At 68.4% G+C, this 13,633-nt stretch carries 12 protein-coding genes; 5 read left to right on the top strand and 7 right to left on the bottom strand.

Going from position 1 to position 13,633, the window contains the following annotated elements; genetic code table 11:
* The first annotated feature begins 283 nt into the window (after window positions 1–283).
* From F614_RS0110580 to F614_RS0110570, 3 genes are all read left to right on the top strand, one after another.
* Window positions 284–1,102: a UDP-2,3-diacylglucosamine diphosphatase gene (locus F614_RS0110580; protein WP_018866746.1), complete on the top strand. Its 819-nt coding sequence runs from the start codon at window positions 284–286 to the stop codon at window positions 1,100–1,102.
* A gap of 53 nt (window positions 1,103–1,155) precedes the next feature.
* Window positions 1,156–1,575: a hypothetical protein gene (locus F614_RS0110575; protein ID WP_018877119.1), complete on the top strand. Its 420-nt coding sequence runs from the start codon at window positions 1,156–1,158 to the stop codon at window positions 1,573–1,575.
* Window positions 1,576–1,671: 96 nt separating this feature from the next.
* A complete protein-coding gene (locus F614_RS0110570) occupies window positions 1,672–3,357 on the top strand; it encodes an alpha/beta-hydrolase family protein (RefSeq protein ID WP_019558868.1) in 1,686 nt (561 codons plus the stop codon).
* Between the two features lie 12 nt (window positions 3,358–3,369).
* On the opposite strand, the gene F614_RS0110565 is transcribed toward F614_RS0110570, so the two are convergent.
* From F614_RS0110565 to F614_RS0110545, 5 genes are all read right to left on the bottom strand, one after another.
* Window positions 3,370–3,786 carry an ABZJ_00895 family protein gene (locus F614_RS0110565; RefSeq protein ID WP_019558867.1) on the bottom strand — a complete coding sequence of 139 codons (417 nt, stop codon included), beginning with the start codon at window positions 3,784–3,786 and terminating at the stop codon, window positions 3,370–3,372.
* 93 nt (window positions 3,787–3,879) lie between these two features.
* Entirely contained in the window at window positions 3,880–4,242 is a 363-nt protein-coding gene (locus tag F614_RS0110560; protein WP_026279231.1) for a hypothetical protein, read from the bottom strand.
* 43 nt (window positions 4,243–4,285) lie between these two features.
* Window positions 4,286–7,474, bottom strand: a complete 3,189-nt coding sequence (locus F614_RS0110555; RefSeq protein WP_019558866.1) for an efflux RND transporter permease subunit — start codon at window positions 7,472–7,474, stop codon at window positions 4,286–4,288.
* Window positions 7,475–7,477: 3 nt separating this feature from the next.
* Window positions 7,478–8,536 (bottom strand): efflux RND transporter periplasmic adaptor subunit, encoded by a 1,059-nt coding sequence (locus F614_RS0110550; RefSeq protein ID WP_019558865.1) that lies wholly within the window; start codon window positions 8,534–8,536, stop codon window positions 7,478–7,480.
* 160 nt (window positions 8,537–8,696) lie between these two features.
* Window positions 8,697–9,785 carry a hypothetical protein gene (locus tag F614_RS0110545; RefSeq protein ID WP_018881599.1) on the bottom strand — a complete coding sequence of 363 codons (1,089 nt, stop codon included), beginning with the start codon at window positions 9,783–9,785 and terminating at the stop codon, window positions 8,697–8,699.
* A gap of 125 nt (window positions 9,786–9,910) precedes the next feature.
* On the opposite strand from F614_RS0110545, the gene F614_RS0110540 reads away from it, so the two are divergent.
* Window positions 9,911–10,756, top strand: coding sequence for a zinc-dependent peptidase (locus F614_RS0110540; protein ID WP_018878470.1), 846 nt, complete (start codon window positions 9,911–9,913; stop codon window positions 10,754–10,756).
* Window positions 10,753–11,160 carry a flagellar basal body-associated protein FliL gene (gene fliL, locus F614_RS0110535; RefSeq protein ID WP_018876905.1) on the top strand — a complete coding sequence of 136 codons (408 nt, stop codon included), beginning with the start codon at window positions 10,753–10,755 and terminating at the stop codon, window positions 11,158–11,160. The genes F614_RS0110540 and fliL overlap by 4 nt, the downstream gene beginning before the upstream one ends.
* A 134-nt stretch (window positions 11,161–11,294) precedes the next feature.
* Here the strand turns inward: fliL and F614_RS0110530 are convergent, their stop codons facing one another.
* Together F614_RS0110530 and abc-f are read right to left on the bottom strand one after the other, a co-directional pair.
* Window positions 11,295–11,591, bottom strand: coding sequence for a hypothetical protein (locus F614_RS0110530; protein ID WP_018866736.1), 297 nt, complete (start codon window positions 11,589–11,591; stop codon window positions 11,295–11,297).
* 84 nt (window positions 11,592–11,675) lie between these two features.
* Window positions 11,676–13,589 (bottom strand): ribosomal protection-like ABC-F family protein, encoded by a 1,914-nt coding sequence (abc-f, locus tag F614_RS0110525; RefSeq protein WP_018882864.1) that lies wholly within the window; start codon window positions 13,587–13,589, stop codon window positions 11,676–11,678.
* Between the last annotated feature and the right edge of the window lie 44 nt (window positions 13,590–13,633).

Raw genomic sequence — 13,633 nt, 5'->3', positions numbered from 1 at the left:
GATCCTGCGTTGCGCCGCTTGCGGGTAGAACCACTACCCGCTGCACGACACGCCTTGTCTCGGGAAACAGGGGGCACCAACGCGGACGTGCGATTCAATCAGCGTCTCCCTTGGACATGGGATCGGCCGCCGTGCTGCTGGGCTTTGCCAACGCCACCCTGATCTGGCTGCTGGTCCTCTGGCCCTAGGCTAACACCCGCGGATCACGCAATCGTCACTGCAGCGCCATGGCGACGTCATCCGGATGCGCGATGCTCGGCAAAACCCCGAGCGGGAGCCCGCGATGGCCACCCTGGATTGCCGCAGCCTGTTCCTGTCCGACCTGCACCTGGGCACCCGGGAGTGCCGCGCGGACTACCTGCTGGACCTGCTGCGCCAAGTCAATTGCGATCGCCTGGTACTGGTCGGCGATGTATTCGACATCTGGGCCATGCGCCGGCGCATCTTCTGGGACGCGACCCAGGCGGCGGTGGTCGAGCAGGTCCTGTCGCTCGCCCTGCACGGAGTCGAGGTCATCTACATCCCCGGCAACCACGACGAACTGGTGCGCGGCTTTGTCGGTTCGGAGATCCGCGGCGTGCGCATCGAACGCGAACTGGTGCACTGGACCGCCGATGGCCGGCGCTTCCGCGTAACGCATGGCGACGAGTTCGACGGGCTCGTACGCCACAGCCGCCTGGTGCACGCCCTGGGCGATCTTGGCTACAACCTGCTGCTGCGCGGCAGCCGCTACCTGAACACCATCCGACGCCGCCTCGGGCATCCGTACTGGTCCCTGTCGGCCTGGCTCAAGACCCGCGTGAGCGGGGCGGCGCGGGAATACATCCAGCGTTTCGAGCATGCCGCCGTCACCGCCGCGCGCAAGGGCGGCTTCGATGGCTGCATCTGCGGCCATATCCACAAGCCGAACGTCCAGGCGTTCGGCGACATCCTCTACTGCAACGACGGTGACTGGGTCGAGCACTGCACGGCCCTGGTGGAAGATCGCTCGGGCCACCTCAGCCTGCTGCACTGGTCGGACCATGGCTCGGTGCAACAGGCCGAGTCCGGGGCAACCGCGACCGAGGCCTTCGATCTCGAGTCCATACTGACCCGGCGATAACCGCGCGCCAATCCTGTCACCCGGGCGTCATGGCGCTGTAGTACCGTGGTCACATGAACGAATCGCGATCGCGCCACTGGGCCGGGGCCGGCGCCGACCTGCTCCTGCTGCTGCAATCCATCCATGACACCGAGCAGGCCCGCCGCCTGGCGCGGGTGGCCGGCTGGGTCCTGGTCTTCGCCGGGGTCATCGTGGTGATGCTGGGCGTGCTGGTGCAGCACATGCCCACGATGCTCGAAGGCACACTCGTGGCATTGCTGGCGCTGGTCGGCGGCTGGCTGCGCAGCCGCCTCGCCGCCACCCTGCTGATGCTGCTGATGGCCCTGGGGCTGGCCACCGGCCTCGCACTGGGCGCCGCCACCGGCGGGCTCCTGCTGCAGGTCGCGCTGTTCGGCGTGGCCCTGCGCATGGTCGAGGGCTGCTTCCGCTTTCGCCACGCCGACGCTGGCAGCCCGGGCGACAACGCCCAGTAGGTTCCAAAGCGGGCCGGCGCTCACGGTGGAGACTTGAACCCGCCCGAGCGGGCGAACAGGATAAGCCCTTCTGTTCATCAAGGAAGTGCTCACGCGATGTCCATCGTCGCCCGCCTGCAAACCCGCCTGCGGCGCTTCATCTGGCCCGGCTGGGCCACCCGTATCCTCGGGACCCTGTCGATTCCGGGGCTGATCCTGGCCACGCTGTTCTTTGCCGCGTCGCTGACCCCCAGCCTGATCCCGCGTACCGACGACGTACAGGGCATCCTGTCCGGACTGTCACTGGCGGCCGGCTACGGGCTGGGCGTGTTCTTCCACTGGCTTTGGTCCTATCTGGAGCTGCCGGAATTCGGCGAGCGCACGCACAACACCCTGGTGGTCATCGCCGGGGGCGGCGCCGTGCTGATCGTGCTGATCTTCCTGTGGCAGGCCACCGAGTGGCAGAACAGCATCCGCGCCCTGATGGAGCAGGAGCCGGTAGACGGCGGCTTCCCGATCCGACTCGGGCTGATCGCGGCGGCGGTGTTTGCCGCCACCCTGGCGGTCGGACGGCTGTTTCAGCTGCTGGTGCGCTTTCTCGCCCGCCATCTGCGCCGTTTCATCCCGCGCCGGCTGTCGAACGTGATCGGTGTGCTGGTCGCCGCCGGGGTGTTCTGGGCGGTCATTGACGGGGTGATTCTGGAATACGGCCTGCGCACCGCGGACCGCAGCTTCCAGCAGTTCGACGTGCGCGAATACCCGGGGGTCGAACAACCGACGGCGACGTTCCGTACGGGCAGCCCGGCCTCGCTGGTCAGCTGGGAGCAAGGGCTCGGGCGCCAGGGACAGCGCTTCGTCGGACAGGCACCGGATGCCGGCACGATCCGCGATTTCGCCGCGGGCGAGGCCCTGGACCCGATTCGCGTCTACGTAGGCCTGAATGCCGCCGAGACCATCGAGGAACGCGCGCGGCTGGCCCTGCAGGAGATGCTGCGGGTCAATGCCTTCGACCGTTCGGTGCTGGTGCTGGCCACCCCCACCGGGCGCGGCTGGGTGGACAACCGCGCGATCCAGCCGGTCGAGTATTTGCACGGCGGCGATGTCGCAACCGTGGCCGTGCAGTACTCCTACCTGCCCAGCTGGCTGTCGCTGATGGCCGAGTCGCAGTACGGCCACGAGACGGCCCAGGCGGTGTTCGCGGAGATCTACGGCTACTGGAAGCAGCTGCCGGCGGACGCCCGCCCGGAGCTGTACCTCTACGGCCTGAGTCTGGGCGCGCTGAACTCCGAGCGCGCCGCGGATCTGTACGACGTGATCGGCGATCCGTTCTCCGGCGCGCTGTGGGCCGGCCCGCCGTTTCGTAGCGAGACCTGGCGCGACATCACGCGCCAGCGCCAGCCGGACTCCCCGGCCTGGCTGCCGCGCTTTCGCGACAGCTCGGTGGTGCGCTTCACCAACCAGGAGAACCACCTGGATATCCCCGGCGCCGAATGGGGCCCGATGCGCATCGTCTACCTGCAGTACGCCAGTGACCCGGTCACCTTCTTCGAGCCCCAGGCGCTGTACCGCAAGCCCGAGTGGATGCAGCACCCGCGCGGCCCGGACGTGTCAGCAGACCTGACGTGGTACCCGGTGGTCACCATGCTGCAACTGGCGGTGGACGTTACCATCGGCGATGCTGCCCCGCGCGGCTACGGCCATGTCTACGCCACCGAGCACTACATCGACGCCTGGCATGCGGTCACGGCCGCGGACTGGCCAGAGGAGCGCCTCGAGTGGCTCAAGCGCCACCTGTGCGACTGACCGGCCGTAGGGCTATCCCGCGGTTTCTCCCCCGACCAAACCGCGCTTGCGCAGTTGGCGTCCGGTGAGATTGACCATCGCCACCACAAAGCCGGCATATAACAACGCGACAACGCCCAGGACCGCGAGCATGAAACTGTCCAGTACTGTGCCGTCGGCCCACAGCACCAGGAAGGCCAGGGAAAGCTGCGTACCGAGGAGCACAGCGACCATGACGGCAATCACCCGCCACTTCTCGGCGCGCGACAGATAGCGGCCGTTCCTGCGTCCGAAGGCCTCGCAGGGCCACGCCACCGCCAGGCCCAGAATCCCCATTCCGATCGTTGTACCGAACTGCTCGAGATGGAAATGGGCGATTGCGAACATCGCGACGATCGTCAGCGAGAAATAGAGCAGTACGAAACGTAACAGCAGGTTCTTGATGGACATCGCCCCCCTCCATGGGACGTCTGAAAGCCGCACTCCCTTGTGCGGCCAGGGTGCATGTCGGAGTCCTCCAACATGCACCGTCACGGCATGCGGCTATTCCTCGGAAAACGAGGCGCCTTCGATGATCACGGGATAGGTGTAGCCGGCCCCGAAGTCACGATCCAGGATCAGCGTTCCGGTGACCGAAACGCGGTCGCCCACCTCGGGCAGCTCGGTGGAGGTGATGGTGATGTAATCACCCTCGCTTCCCGTGCCGTCCACGAAGTGGATGAAGTTGCGGCCCATGATGTCCTCGTTCACCCGCCCGACGATGCCCTCCAGGCGCACTTCTTCGCCCTCGAGCTCCGCCGGCGCCTGACTCAGCTGCTCGACCGTATGCAGTTCGTCGGCCTGCGCGGGTACCCCTCCCGCCAGCATCGCCAACAGCACTGCGCCACTTCCGATTACGCGTCTCATCCCGTTCTCCTCGTCGTTCGTGATGTTCCGGATGCCGGGCATCCTAACTGATCGCCCCCATATCCGAGGGCTCACGTGACCGGGTTGTCAGCGTTCCCTTTACGCGCTCCGCGGCGCGGTTCACCACAAGGTACAGGCAGGGCACCACCAGCAGCGTCAGGATCATCCCGGCGATCAGGCCGCCGACCACGGTCAGCGCCAGCGGGCGCATGATCTCCGCACCCTCACCGAGGCCGATGGCCAGCGGCGACATGCCGAGCACTGTGGTCAGGGTGGTCATCAGGATCGGACGCAGGCGCAGTGCACCCGCCTCCACCACCGCGCGCGCCGGGCTCAGGCCGCGTCGTCGACGGCCCTGTTCGATGTACTCGACGAGCAGGATCGCGTTGTTCACCACCACCCCGATCAGCAGGATCGCGCCGATCATCACCGGCGCGGAGACCGGCGTGTTCGTGGCCCACAGGATCGCGACCACTCCAATCAGCGACAGCGGGGCCGCCGCCACGATCACCAGCGGATTGGCCAGGCGCTCGTATTGAACCGCCAGCACCACCAGGACCAGGAAGATCGCCAGCGCCACGACGGTGGCCATCTCGCGCTGCGTCTCCTGGATGGTCTCCCACTCGCCCCCGATCAGCAGGCTGTAGTGCTCGGGTACCTCCACCTCGGCCAGACGCTGTTCGACCTCGGCCATCACCGAACCGACGTCGCTGACCTCGGTATTGATATCGCCGTTCACCCGCACCACCCGGCTCTGGTTCTCGCGCTCGATATGAGCGGGCCCCTCGCCGATCCCGAACTCGGCCACGTCGGCGAGCCGTACGGGATCGCCGTTATCACGGAACAGGATCATCCGTCCCAGTGTGGCCGTGTCCTGTACATCCTCGCGCGGCAGGCGGACGCGCAAGTCGTATTCGCGGTCATCGCGTACATACTGGGTCGGTACCGCACCCTCCACCGCATCGCGGATCGCCTGACCGACCGTTCCCACCTGCAGGCCCAGCGCGGCCGCGCGCTCGCGATCCACGTGTACGCGCAGAATCGGGCTCTGGTCCTCGCGCCCGACTTCGACGCCCTCAAGGCCCCGGATGCCCTCCAGGCGCCCCGCGATCTCGCGGGCGATGGTGCGCATCTCGGTCAGATCCGCCCCCACCACGCCGATCGACAGGTCGTCGCCAGTCACGCTGAACTGCAACCCGTCGATACGCGGCGGGCGCACGGTAATCCGCGCCCCGGGCAGGTCCAGTTCGTCCATCGCCGCCTGTGCCTCGGCCACCCATTGCCCGGCGGTCATTTCACGCTGTCCGGCCGGGGTGAGCTGCACCGTGAGATTGGACGTCCCCGGGCGCTCGTTGACCACGCCACCCCCCAGATGCCCGCCGACCATGGCGAACACGCTCTCGACATGCGGCAGCTCCTCGAGTGCGGCCTCGATGTCGCGGGCGGCGGCATCGGTCTCGTGCGGCGGTGTACCCGGCGGCAGGACCATGCGCACGCTGACCTGACCATCGTCCACCTGCGGCAGAAACTCGGTGCCCAGCTCCCCGCCGACCTGGATGGCGCCGACCAACAGGACCCCGGCGGCGCCCAGCACCACCCAGCGCGCGCGCAGCACCTTCGGCAGCAGACGCCGATAGCGTCGGCGCAGGCCCTGCACCCCGCGGTCGAAGCCGCGCAGCAGCCAGGTCCGGTCCAGCCCGCTCTCCCAGCGGATGCGCGCGAGCAGGGCCGCCAGCATCGGCACCAGCGTGATCGCTGCGGCCAGTGTGGCGATGATCGCGAACGACAGCGTCAGGATCAGCTCGCGGAAGATCAGCGCGCCGATACCCGTAATCAGCAGGAACGGGAGCACCGCGGCCAGGTTGGTCAGCGTGCCGGCGGTGACCGCCGACACGACCTCGCCCGCCCCGTCATGGGCGGCCTGCTCCGGCGATTTCCCGAGCTTGTCACGATGGCGGTAGATGTTCTCCAGCATCACGATCGCGTTGTCGAGCAGCAGCCCCACGCCCAGCGCGAGCCCGCCCAGGCTGATGATGTTCAGGGTCAATCCGCCCAGCCCCATCATCGCGAAGGTCGCCATCAGCGCGATCGGGATCGACAGCCCGATGATGAAGCTTTTGCGCAGACTGCCGAGGAACAGGAACACCGCCAGCATCGCCAGCACGCCACCGAGGACTGCAGCGGTGCCCACGGAGGACACCGCGCCACGGATAAACGGGGCCGAGTCGCTGACCACCTCCCACTGGATGTCCTCGGGGATAAACCCGGAACGCTCCAGCCGCTGGAGCGTCCCGCGCACGGCATCCACCGACTCGACGGTATTGGCCTCCGGCAGCTTGAATACCGATACGCGCGCGGCCGGGGTGCCATCCAGGCGGATGAACAGGCGCTGCTCGCGGTGGCCGTCGCGCACCTCGGCCAGCTCGCCCAGGCGCACATGCGCCGACTGCGGCCCCGGCAGCGGGATCAGCACGTTGCGCACATCGTCCTCGGAGGTGAACAGGCCCTCGGTCTTGGCCATCACATCAAAGGTGTCGGAGGTCACCCAGCCACCGGCCACCTCGCGGTTCTCGTCCGCCAGCGTCTCGCTGATCGCGGCCAGCGACAGGCCGTAGCCGCGCACCCGTTCCTGGTCGAGGATCACCTCCAGCTCGCGCTGCTGGCCGCCGGAGGCCTCCACCGAGGAGATCCCGTGGATGGCGATCAACTGCGGGGCCAGCTCGTGCTCCACCCAGTCACGCACCGCGGTCTCGGAACGCACGGTGGAGGAGAAGCCGGCCTCCCAGATCGGGTCCTGCGACGGGTCGAACTTGTACAGGCGCAGGGATTCGAAATCGTCCGGCAACTGGGTGCGCGCCAGCTCGAGGTGACGCGCCGCATCCTGCAACGCCAGATCCAGGTTGGTCCCGTACTCGAACAGCAGGTTGACGTTGGTGCGCCCCTCGGAGGCGCGGCTGTAGATCCGGGTCAGGTTCTCGGTCGCCGCAAGATTGCGTTCCAGCACCCGTGTGACCTGCTCCTCCATGACCTCCGGGGCGGTGCCTGGGTGGTTCACCGTGACCCGGATGTGCGGGTACTCGACATGCGGCAGCAGGTCCACCGGCAGGCGGTCGACAAAGAACATGCCCAGCACGATCACCACCGAGGCCAGCGCCATGATCGCGACCGGCCGGCGGATGGAGAAGCTGGTCACCCGCCCGTGTGGGCGCTGGGAGTCCCCCGCATCGGCCATGCCCTAGCCCCGCCAGCCGACAATGCGCACCCGCTGACCCTCGCGCATGTCGATCGGATTGGTCGCCAGCACGATCTCGCCTTCTTCCAGACCCTCGGTAATCTCGGTCCAGGGGCCCCGGGTCACACCGGTCTCGACCGTGCGCCGTTCCAGCTGTTCATCCACCACCACGTACACATAGCGCGCGTCATCGTCCTCGCCGATCGCCGCGGCCGGCACCGCCAGGGCGTTCGGGCGCTCATCAACGGTCATGCGGATGCGTGCGAGGTTACCCGGACGCACGCCGTTGTCGGCGGCCTCGGCCGGCAGCGCGATCTCCACCGTCACCTGCTGGGAATCCGGCGAGGCCGCCGGGAAGATGCGACGAATCTCGGCGACGTAGTCAGTATCAGGAAAGGCATCCAGCCGAATGGGCACGTCCTGGCCCACGACCAGGTCGCGCACGTCCAGCTCGGACACCCCGGGTCGCAGCACCAGCGTAGTAATATCGACCAGCTCCAGCAGCGCATCGCGCGCCGCGACGGCCTCTCCAGGCTCCACCATCCGCTCGGTAATCACGCCGTCGCGGCCGGCAGCAAGCGCCCCGTAGTCGACCCGCGCCTGCCACAGGGCCTGCTCGCTCTCGGCCGAACGCAGCGCGGCGCGGGCCCGTTCGTAGCTGGCGCGGCTGGCAATCCCCTCGTCCCGCAACTCGGCGCTGCGGGCGTACTCCAGCCGCGCCTCCTCGGCGTGCGCCACGGCACGCGCCAGCTCCGCGCGCTCCTCGGCCACGTCCAGCTCGACCAGGATATCGCCCTGCCCGACGCGGTCGCCTTCCTCGACATGGACCGCCTTGACCACGCCATCCGTACGAGCCGCCAGGCGCACCCGCGCCCGCGGCTCGACCCGCGCGGAAAGTCGCAGTTCGCGCGAGAGGTCCCGCGGCTGCATCTCCACCGCCGCGATCGGGGTCGCCGCCTCGCCAGCGGGCTCGTCAGCCGCTTCGGAAGACTCGCCCCCACAGCCGGCCAGTCCCACGGCCAGGATCATGAGCAGGGACAGGCGGCCGCCCCCCCGCGACATGCAGGTGGCGGGCAGCGGGCGCTTCAGGGGCGGTCGGTCCGACCGCCGCCAACACAAGAGGGTCTCGAATCGCATGCGCCGGGTCGCTCGCGGGGAGTGGACGAAAGCACAGAGTAGCCGTTATACAACCCTCGACGCAGGAACGAGCCTCCGCGTTCCGTCAGGCCGTCAGATCGATCTGCTGCACGCTGCCGCTGCGGCCATCCTCGGCCACCCAGACGCCGGTCGACTGCACCTGGCCCAGCAGGCTGTTGTCACCGCCATGGCGCAGGTCAAAGGGGGTACTGACATGTCCGAGGTAGATCGCCCCCACCCCCACCTCGCCCAGGGCCAGCAACTGATCGCGGCCCTGGGCGTCGCGGGTCCAGACGCGCAGGCGGTCATAGACCGGGTCCGCCGCATCGATCCAGCCATTGCCGTCGTGATCGAAGCGGCGCAGTTCGGCGAAGCCGTCCCCGGTCAGCGGCCCGAACAGCTCGGAGCCATCATCGACCTGCCCGCTGCCCGATCGGTCGAGGGCCAGAAAACCGCTTCCGGGCTGCAGGAAGGCCACCTGCTGCGGTGAGCCATCGGCGTCCAGGTCGAATTCGAAACGGGTCTCGGTCAATGCCGCCGCCGGGGCATCGAAATTGATCACCAGCGGGTCATGCAGTTCGCCATCGACACCGCCCTGAATACGGGTGTGCTCGACGAACTCGCGACTCATGGTCAGGGCAATGTCGATCTCGATGGTCTTGCCGTCGGCCGTCTGCACCCGCCCCTGGGCCTGGAAGGCCGTGCGCTCGATCTCCACCCGGGTCTGCTCCACCGACCAGGCCACGGCAAGGCCGCCCGGCGCACGCGGGGCGCCCGGGGGCCGGGCTGCGGGCGGTTCGAGGAATGCCGGCGGGTTCGCATCCGCGTTCGCGTCGGGCCGGAGGTCCGCCGGGTCCACGACGCGGATCTCGCGCCCGGTAAAACGTTCCAGGATCAGCCGGAGCAGTTCGGTGCGCAGCTGGTCCACAGACGTCAGCTCACTGTCCGCCGGGGCCACGCCCACGAAGGGCGCGCGCAGGGCCGCAACGGAGGCCGGGGCCGGCCGTTCGCCCCGGTCCGGGCTCACAAGTCCAGGCAGCCCGGCGCCCTGGCGGGGCTCCGCCGGGGGCGCGGCCCCGCCCCCTTCGCGCACCGTCAGGCGCACCTCGCGCCGGGTAGCCTCCAGCGCCAGGCGCTGGCTCGAGAACTGCATGGAATAATCGGCAATATGCATGGATGTTCCTCAACGGGACGGATTCCCGAGAGGGTTAACGGCCGCACAGCGGCAATCCTTAACCGCCACCGGCAAGCCTTTGCCGCAGGCGGACGCGACACGGCCAAACATGCGACGATCGGGCGATGAACTCGACACCGCAATTCCCGCTGCGAGGCCTGTTCCGCCGCCTGCTGGGACCGTTCGCCGGACTGGAACCAGAGGCGGTCCCCCTCGACAACGACGAGTGGGAGGCCATGCGCCAGCGGGTGCCGTTCATCGCCCGCCTCACACCGGAGGAACGCGCCCGGCTGCGCGAACTGATCGGGCAGATCCTCGCGCAGAAGGAGTTCATCGGGATCGCCGCGGAACCCGAGCCGTGGCAGTGCCAGGTGATCGCGGCCTACGCGGCACTCCCGATCCTGGAGCTGGGCCTGGCGCCGTACCGGGACTGGCGCACGCTGATCCTCTATCCGGATACCTTCGTGCCGGAACACGAGTGGGTAGACGAGGCGGGCATCGTGCATCAGGGCGCGATGCCCCAGTCCGGCGAGGCCTGGGAGCGCGGGCCGGTGATCCTGTCGTGGAATGACGTCGAACGCGACGGCGCCGTGGTCGTCCACGAGATGACCCATGTGCTGGACGCCGGCAACGGCGAGGTCAACGGCTTCCCCCCGCTCCCCCGCGGACAGTCCACACGCGCCTGGACCGAGGATTTCTCCCGCGCCTTCGACCGCTTCGTGGAGACTGTCGAGGCGGTGGAGGCCGGCACGGTCGACGAGTCGGCTCTGCCGCTGGACCCGTACGCGGCCACAGCCCCGGAGGAGTTCCTGGCGGTCGCGGTGGAGTCCTTCTTCTTCGAGCCCGCGCGGCTGCGCGAGCGGCTGCCCGCCATCTATGATCACCTGGTGGCATACTTCGGTCAGGAGCCGCATCGACGCGGCGACTGGATCGCCTCCAGCACGCAAACCGCCCCGGAGCACGCACCATGACCTCGAGCCCCCTTCGTTTCCTGCCCCCGACCCTGTCGGGGCTTCTCCTGCTGTTGCTTGCCCCCCTGGCTCTTGCCGTGGACGATCTGGACAGCCACTACGTGACCCTGGAACCCGTGGTCGTGAACATGGAGGCCGCCGATCGCGGACGCTACCTGCAGGCCTCCATCCAGCTGGAGGGCCACAATCTGGAAGATGCCCGGGCCATCCGCGAACACATCCCCGCCGTACGCGACCGCCTGATCCACATCCTCGGCGGCCGCAGCCCCGACAGCCTGACCGGCAGCGGCGCCCGGGAGGATCTGCGCAACCAGGCCACGGACGAGCTGAACGAATTGCTCGAAGAGATCACCGGCTCCCCGCGGATCGCCGCACTGTATTTCTCGGATTTCATCCGCCAGTAGTAGCCCCGGAAGGTCCGGACGGATACCCCGAACGAAAAGACCCCGGCAGTCGGGACCACCGGGGTCGGCAAGCGGGACGCCGCATCCGGAGTCCCGGGCCCCGTTGGGGGCCCAAGCCATTCAGAAAACGCTGATCAGTGGGGCCGGTGCAGCAGCGGCATCTCGCCGCGCTCCATCATGTGACGGATCAGCGTGGCCCGGCCCGGCTCCTCCTGCTCCAGTTCCTCGGCGCACTGCGAGGGCTCGTGCGCGGCCTCGGCCAGCATCACCTCCAGTTCGCGCAGATCCACCTTCGGCTCCTGCAGGTCTTCCGGCTTCGGGTTCTCCAGCATGTGGGTCTCCCAGAACATGCGCGGGTGCCAGCAATGCAGCTTTGCATCCGGGTGGTGAAAGAGCTCGACACAGCGACGATTCAGTTCCTGTGCATTCATGGGGTCACTCCTCGTTCCGGTGCATTCCCCTCCTATATAGACCTCGCAATACCCGATCTCAAGGGTTGGTCTTTGAATCGCTTCTCACTCCGTCGGCTCGGCCTGTGCCGCCTCCAGGGCCTCCAGCGCCTCCATCCACTCGCCCTCCAGCGACTCCAGCCGGGCGCGCAGCTCCCCCTGCTCGCGGGTCAGCTGCGCCAGGCGATCCGCCGCCTCTCCCTCGTAAAGGGCAGGATCGGCCATCTCCGCCTCCAGGGCCTCCAGGCGCTCCTGCACCCGGGTGCATTCCTGCTCGGCGCGGTCCGCGCGCTGCTTCAGCGGCTTGAGCGCCGCCCGTGCCTGTGCGGCCTGCTGGCGCCGCTCCTTCTGCGACGGGGCCGGGGCGCTGCGGGCTGCCGATTCACCGGTGCCGGGTTCGCTCGCGGCAAAGGCCTCGCGCTCGCGCGCCTGCAGTTCCCGGGCGTAGTCATCCAGGTCCCCGTCGAAATCTCTCAGATGGCCGTCCTCGACGCGCCAGAAACGGTCGCACACCCGCGCCAGCAATTCGCGATCATGCGCCACGACCACCAGCCCGCCGGCATAGTTCTCCAGCGCCTCGGCCAGTGCCTCGCGCATATCCAGATCCAGGTGGTTGGTGGGCTCGTCCAGCAACAGCAGGGAAGGTGCCTGCCAGATCAGCAGCGCCAGCACCAGGCGTACGCGCTCCCCGCCCGAGCACTGGCCAACCGGGGCATCCGCCTTCTCCCCGGGAAAGCCCATGCCACCGAGAAAGTTGCGCAGCCGCTGTTCCTCGGCGCGCGGATCCTGGCGTTGCAGATGCACGAGGGGCGAGGCGCCCAGATCCAGCTGCTCGCTCTGGTGCTGGGCGAAATAGCCCACCTTCAGGCTCGGCTCGACCCGGCGCTCGCCGGCGGTGGGCGCCAGCTCGCCGGCCAGCAGGGTCAGAAGCGTCGATTTCCCGGCACCATTGGGCCCCAGAACACCGATCCGGTCCTCCGGCCGCAGACGTAAACTCGTCGCATGCAGGCGGGTGCGGTCTCCGGAGCGCACCTCGGCATGGTCCAGCGCCAGGAGCGGGTCCGGCAGACGCTCGGGGGTCGGGATCTCCAGGTGGATCGGCCGTGCGGCCCGAATCACGGCGACCTCGTCGAGCTGCTCCAGGCGTTTCAGGCGGCTCTGGGCCTGGCGCGCCTTGCTCGCCTTGGCCCGGAAGCGGCGCACGAAATCCTCCAGATGTGCGCGCTCGGCCGCGACCTTCGCGGCCGCCGCCTCGCTCTGGGCGATCGCCTCCGCGCGCTTGGCCTCGGCATGGGTATAGCTGCCCGCATAGAGCGCGATGCCCCCGCGCTCGATGTGCGCGATATGGGTACAGACGGAATCCAGAAACCGCCGGTCATGCGCGATCACGATGACCGTTCCCGGGTAGCGCGCCAGCCAGTCCTCCAGCCACAGGATGGTCTCGACATCGAGGTGGTTGGTGGGCTCGTCCAGCAACAACAGATCGGAGCGCGTCATCAGCGTGCGCGCCAGCCCCAGGCGCATGCGCCAGCCGCCGGAGAAGTCGCTCATCGGCCGGTCGGCATCGGCCGGCGCAAAGCCCAGCCCCGCGAGCAGCCGCCGCGCCCGGGCGTCCGCCGTCCAGCCGTCGATCGCATCCAGGGCCGCATACAGGCGCGCCTGTTCGGCGCCGTCGGCGACCTGCTCCAGGCGCGCCTGCAGGTCGCGCAACTCGGCGTCGCCATCCAGCACGTAGTCCGCGGCTGAACGCGCGCTCCCCGGGACCTCCTGCGGCAGGTGCGCCACTACCCAGTCGGCGGGCCGGTCGATCTCGCCGGCATCCAGGCTCAGCTCACCCTGCAGCGCAGCCAGCAGACTGGATTTGCCAGAGCCGTTGGCACCGGTCAGGCCCACCCGCCAGCCGGCGTGTACGGTCAGACTGGCATGCTGCAGGAGGACCTGTCGGCCACGGCGCAGCTCGATATCTTGAAGTCGAATCATGTCGCGCAGTGTAGGGCAAGCGAAGGGCGCGCTCATGTAGTCCG

Origin of the sequence: Thioalkalivibrio sp. ALE12, from assembly GCF_000381105.1 — a bacterium.
In the GTDB taxonomy this organism is placed as follows: domain Bacteria; phylum Pseudomonadota; class Gammaproteobacteria; order Ectothiorhodospirales; family Ectothiorhodospiraceae; genus Thioalkalivibrio.
This window is presented reverse-complemented; position numbering and strand designations above follow the sequence as displayed.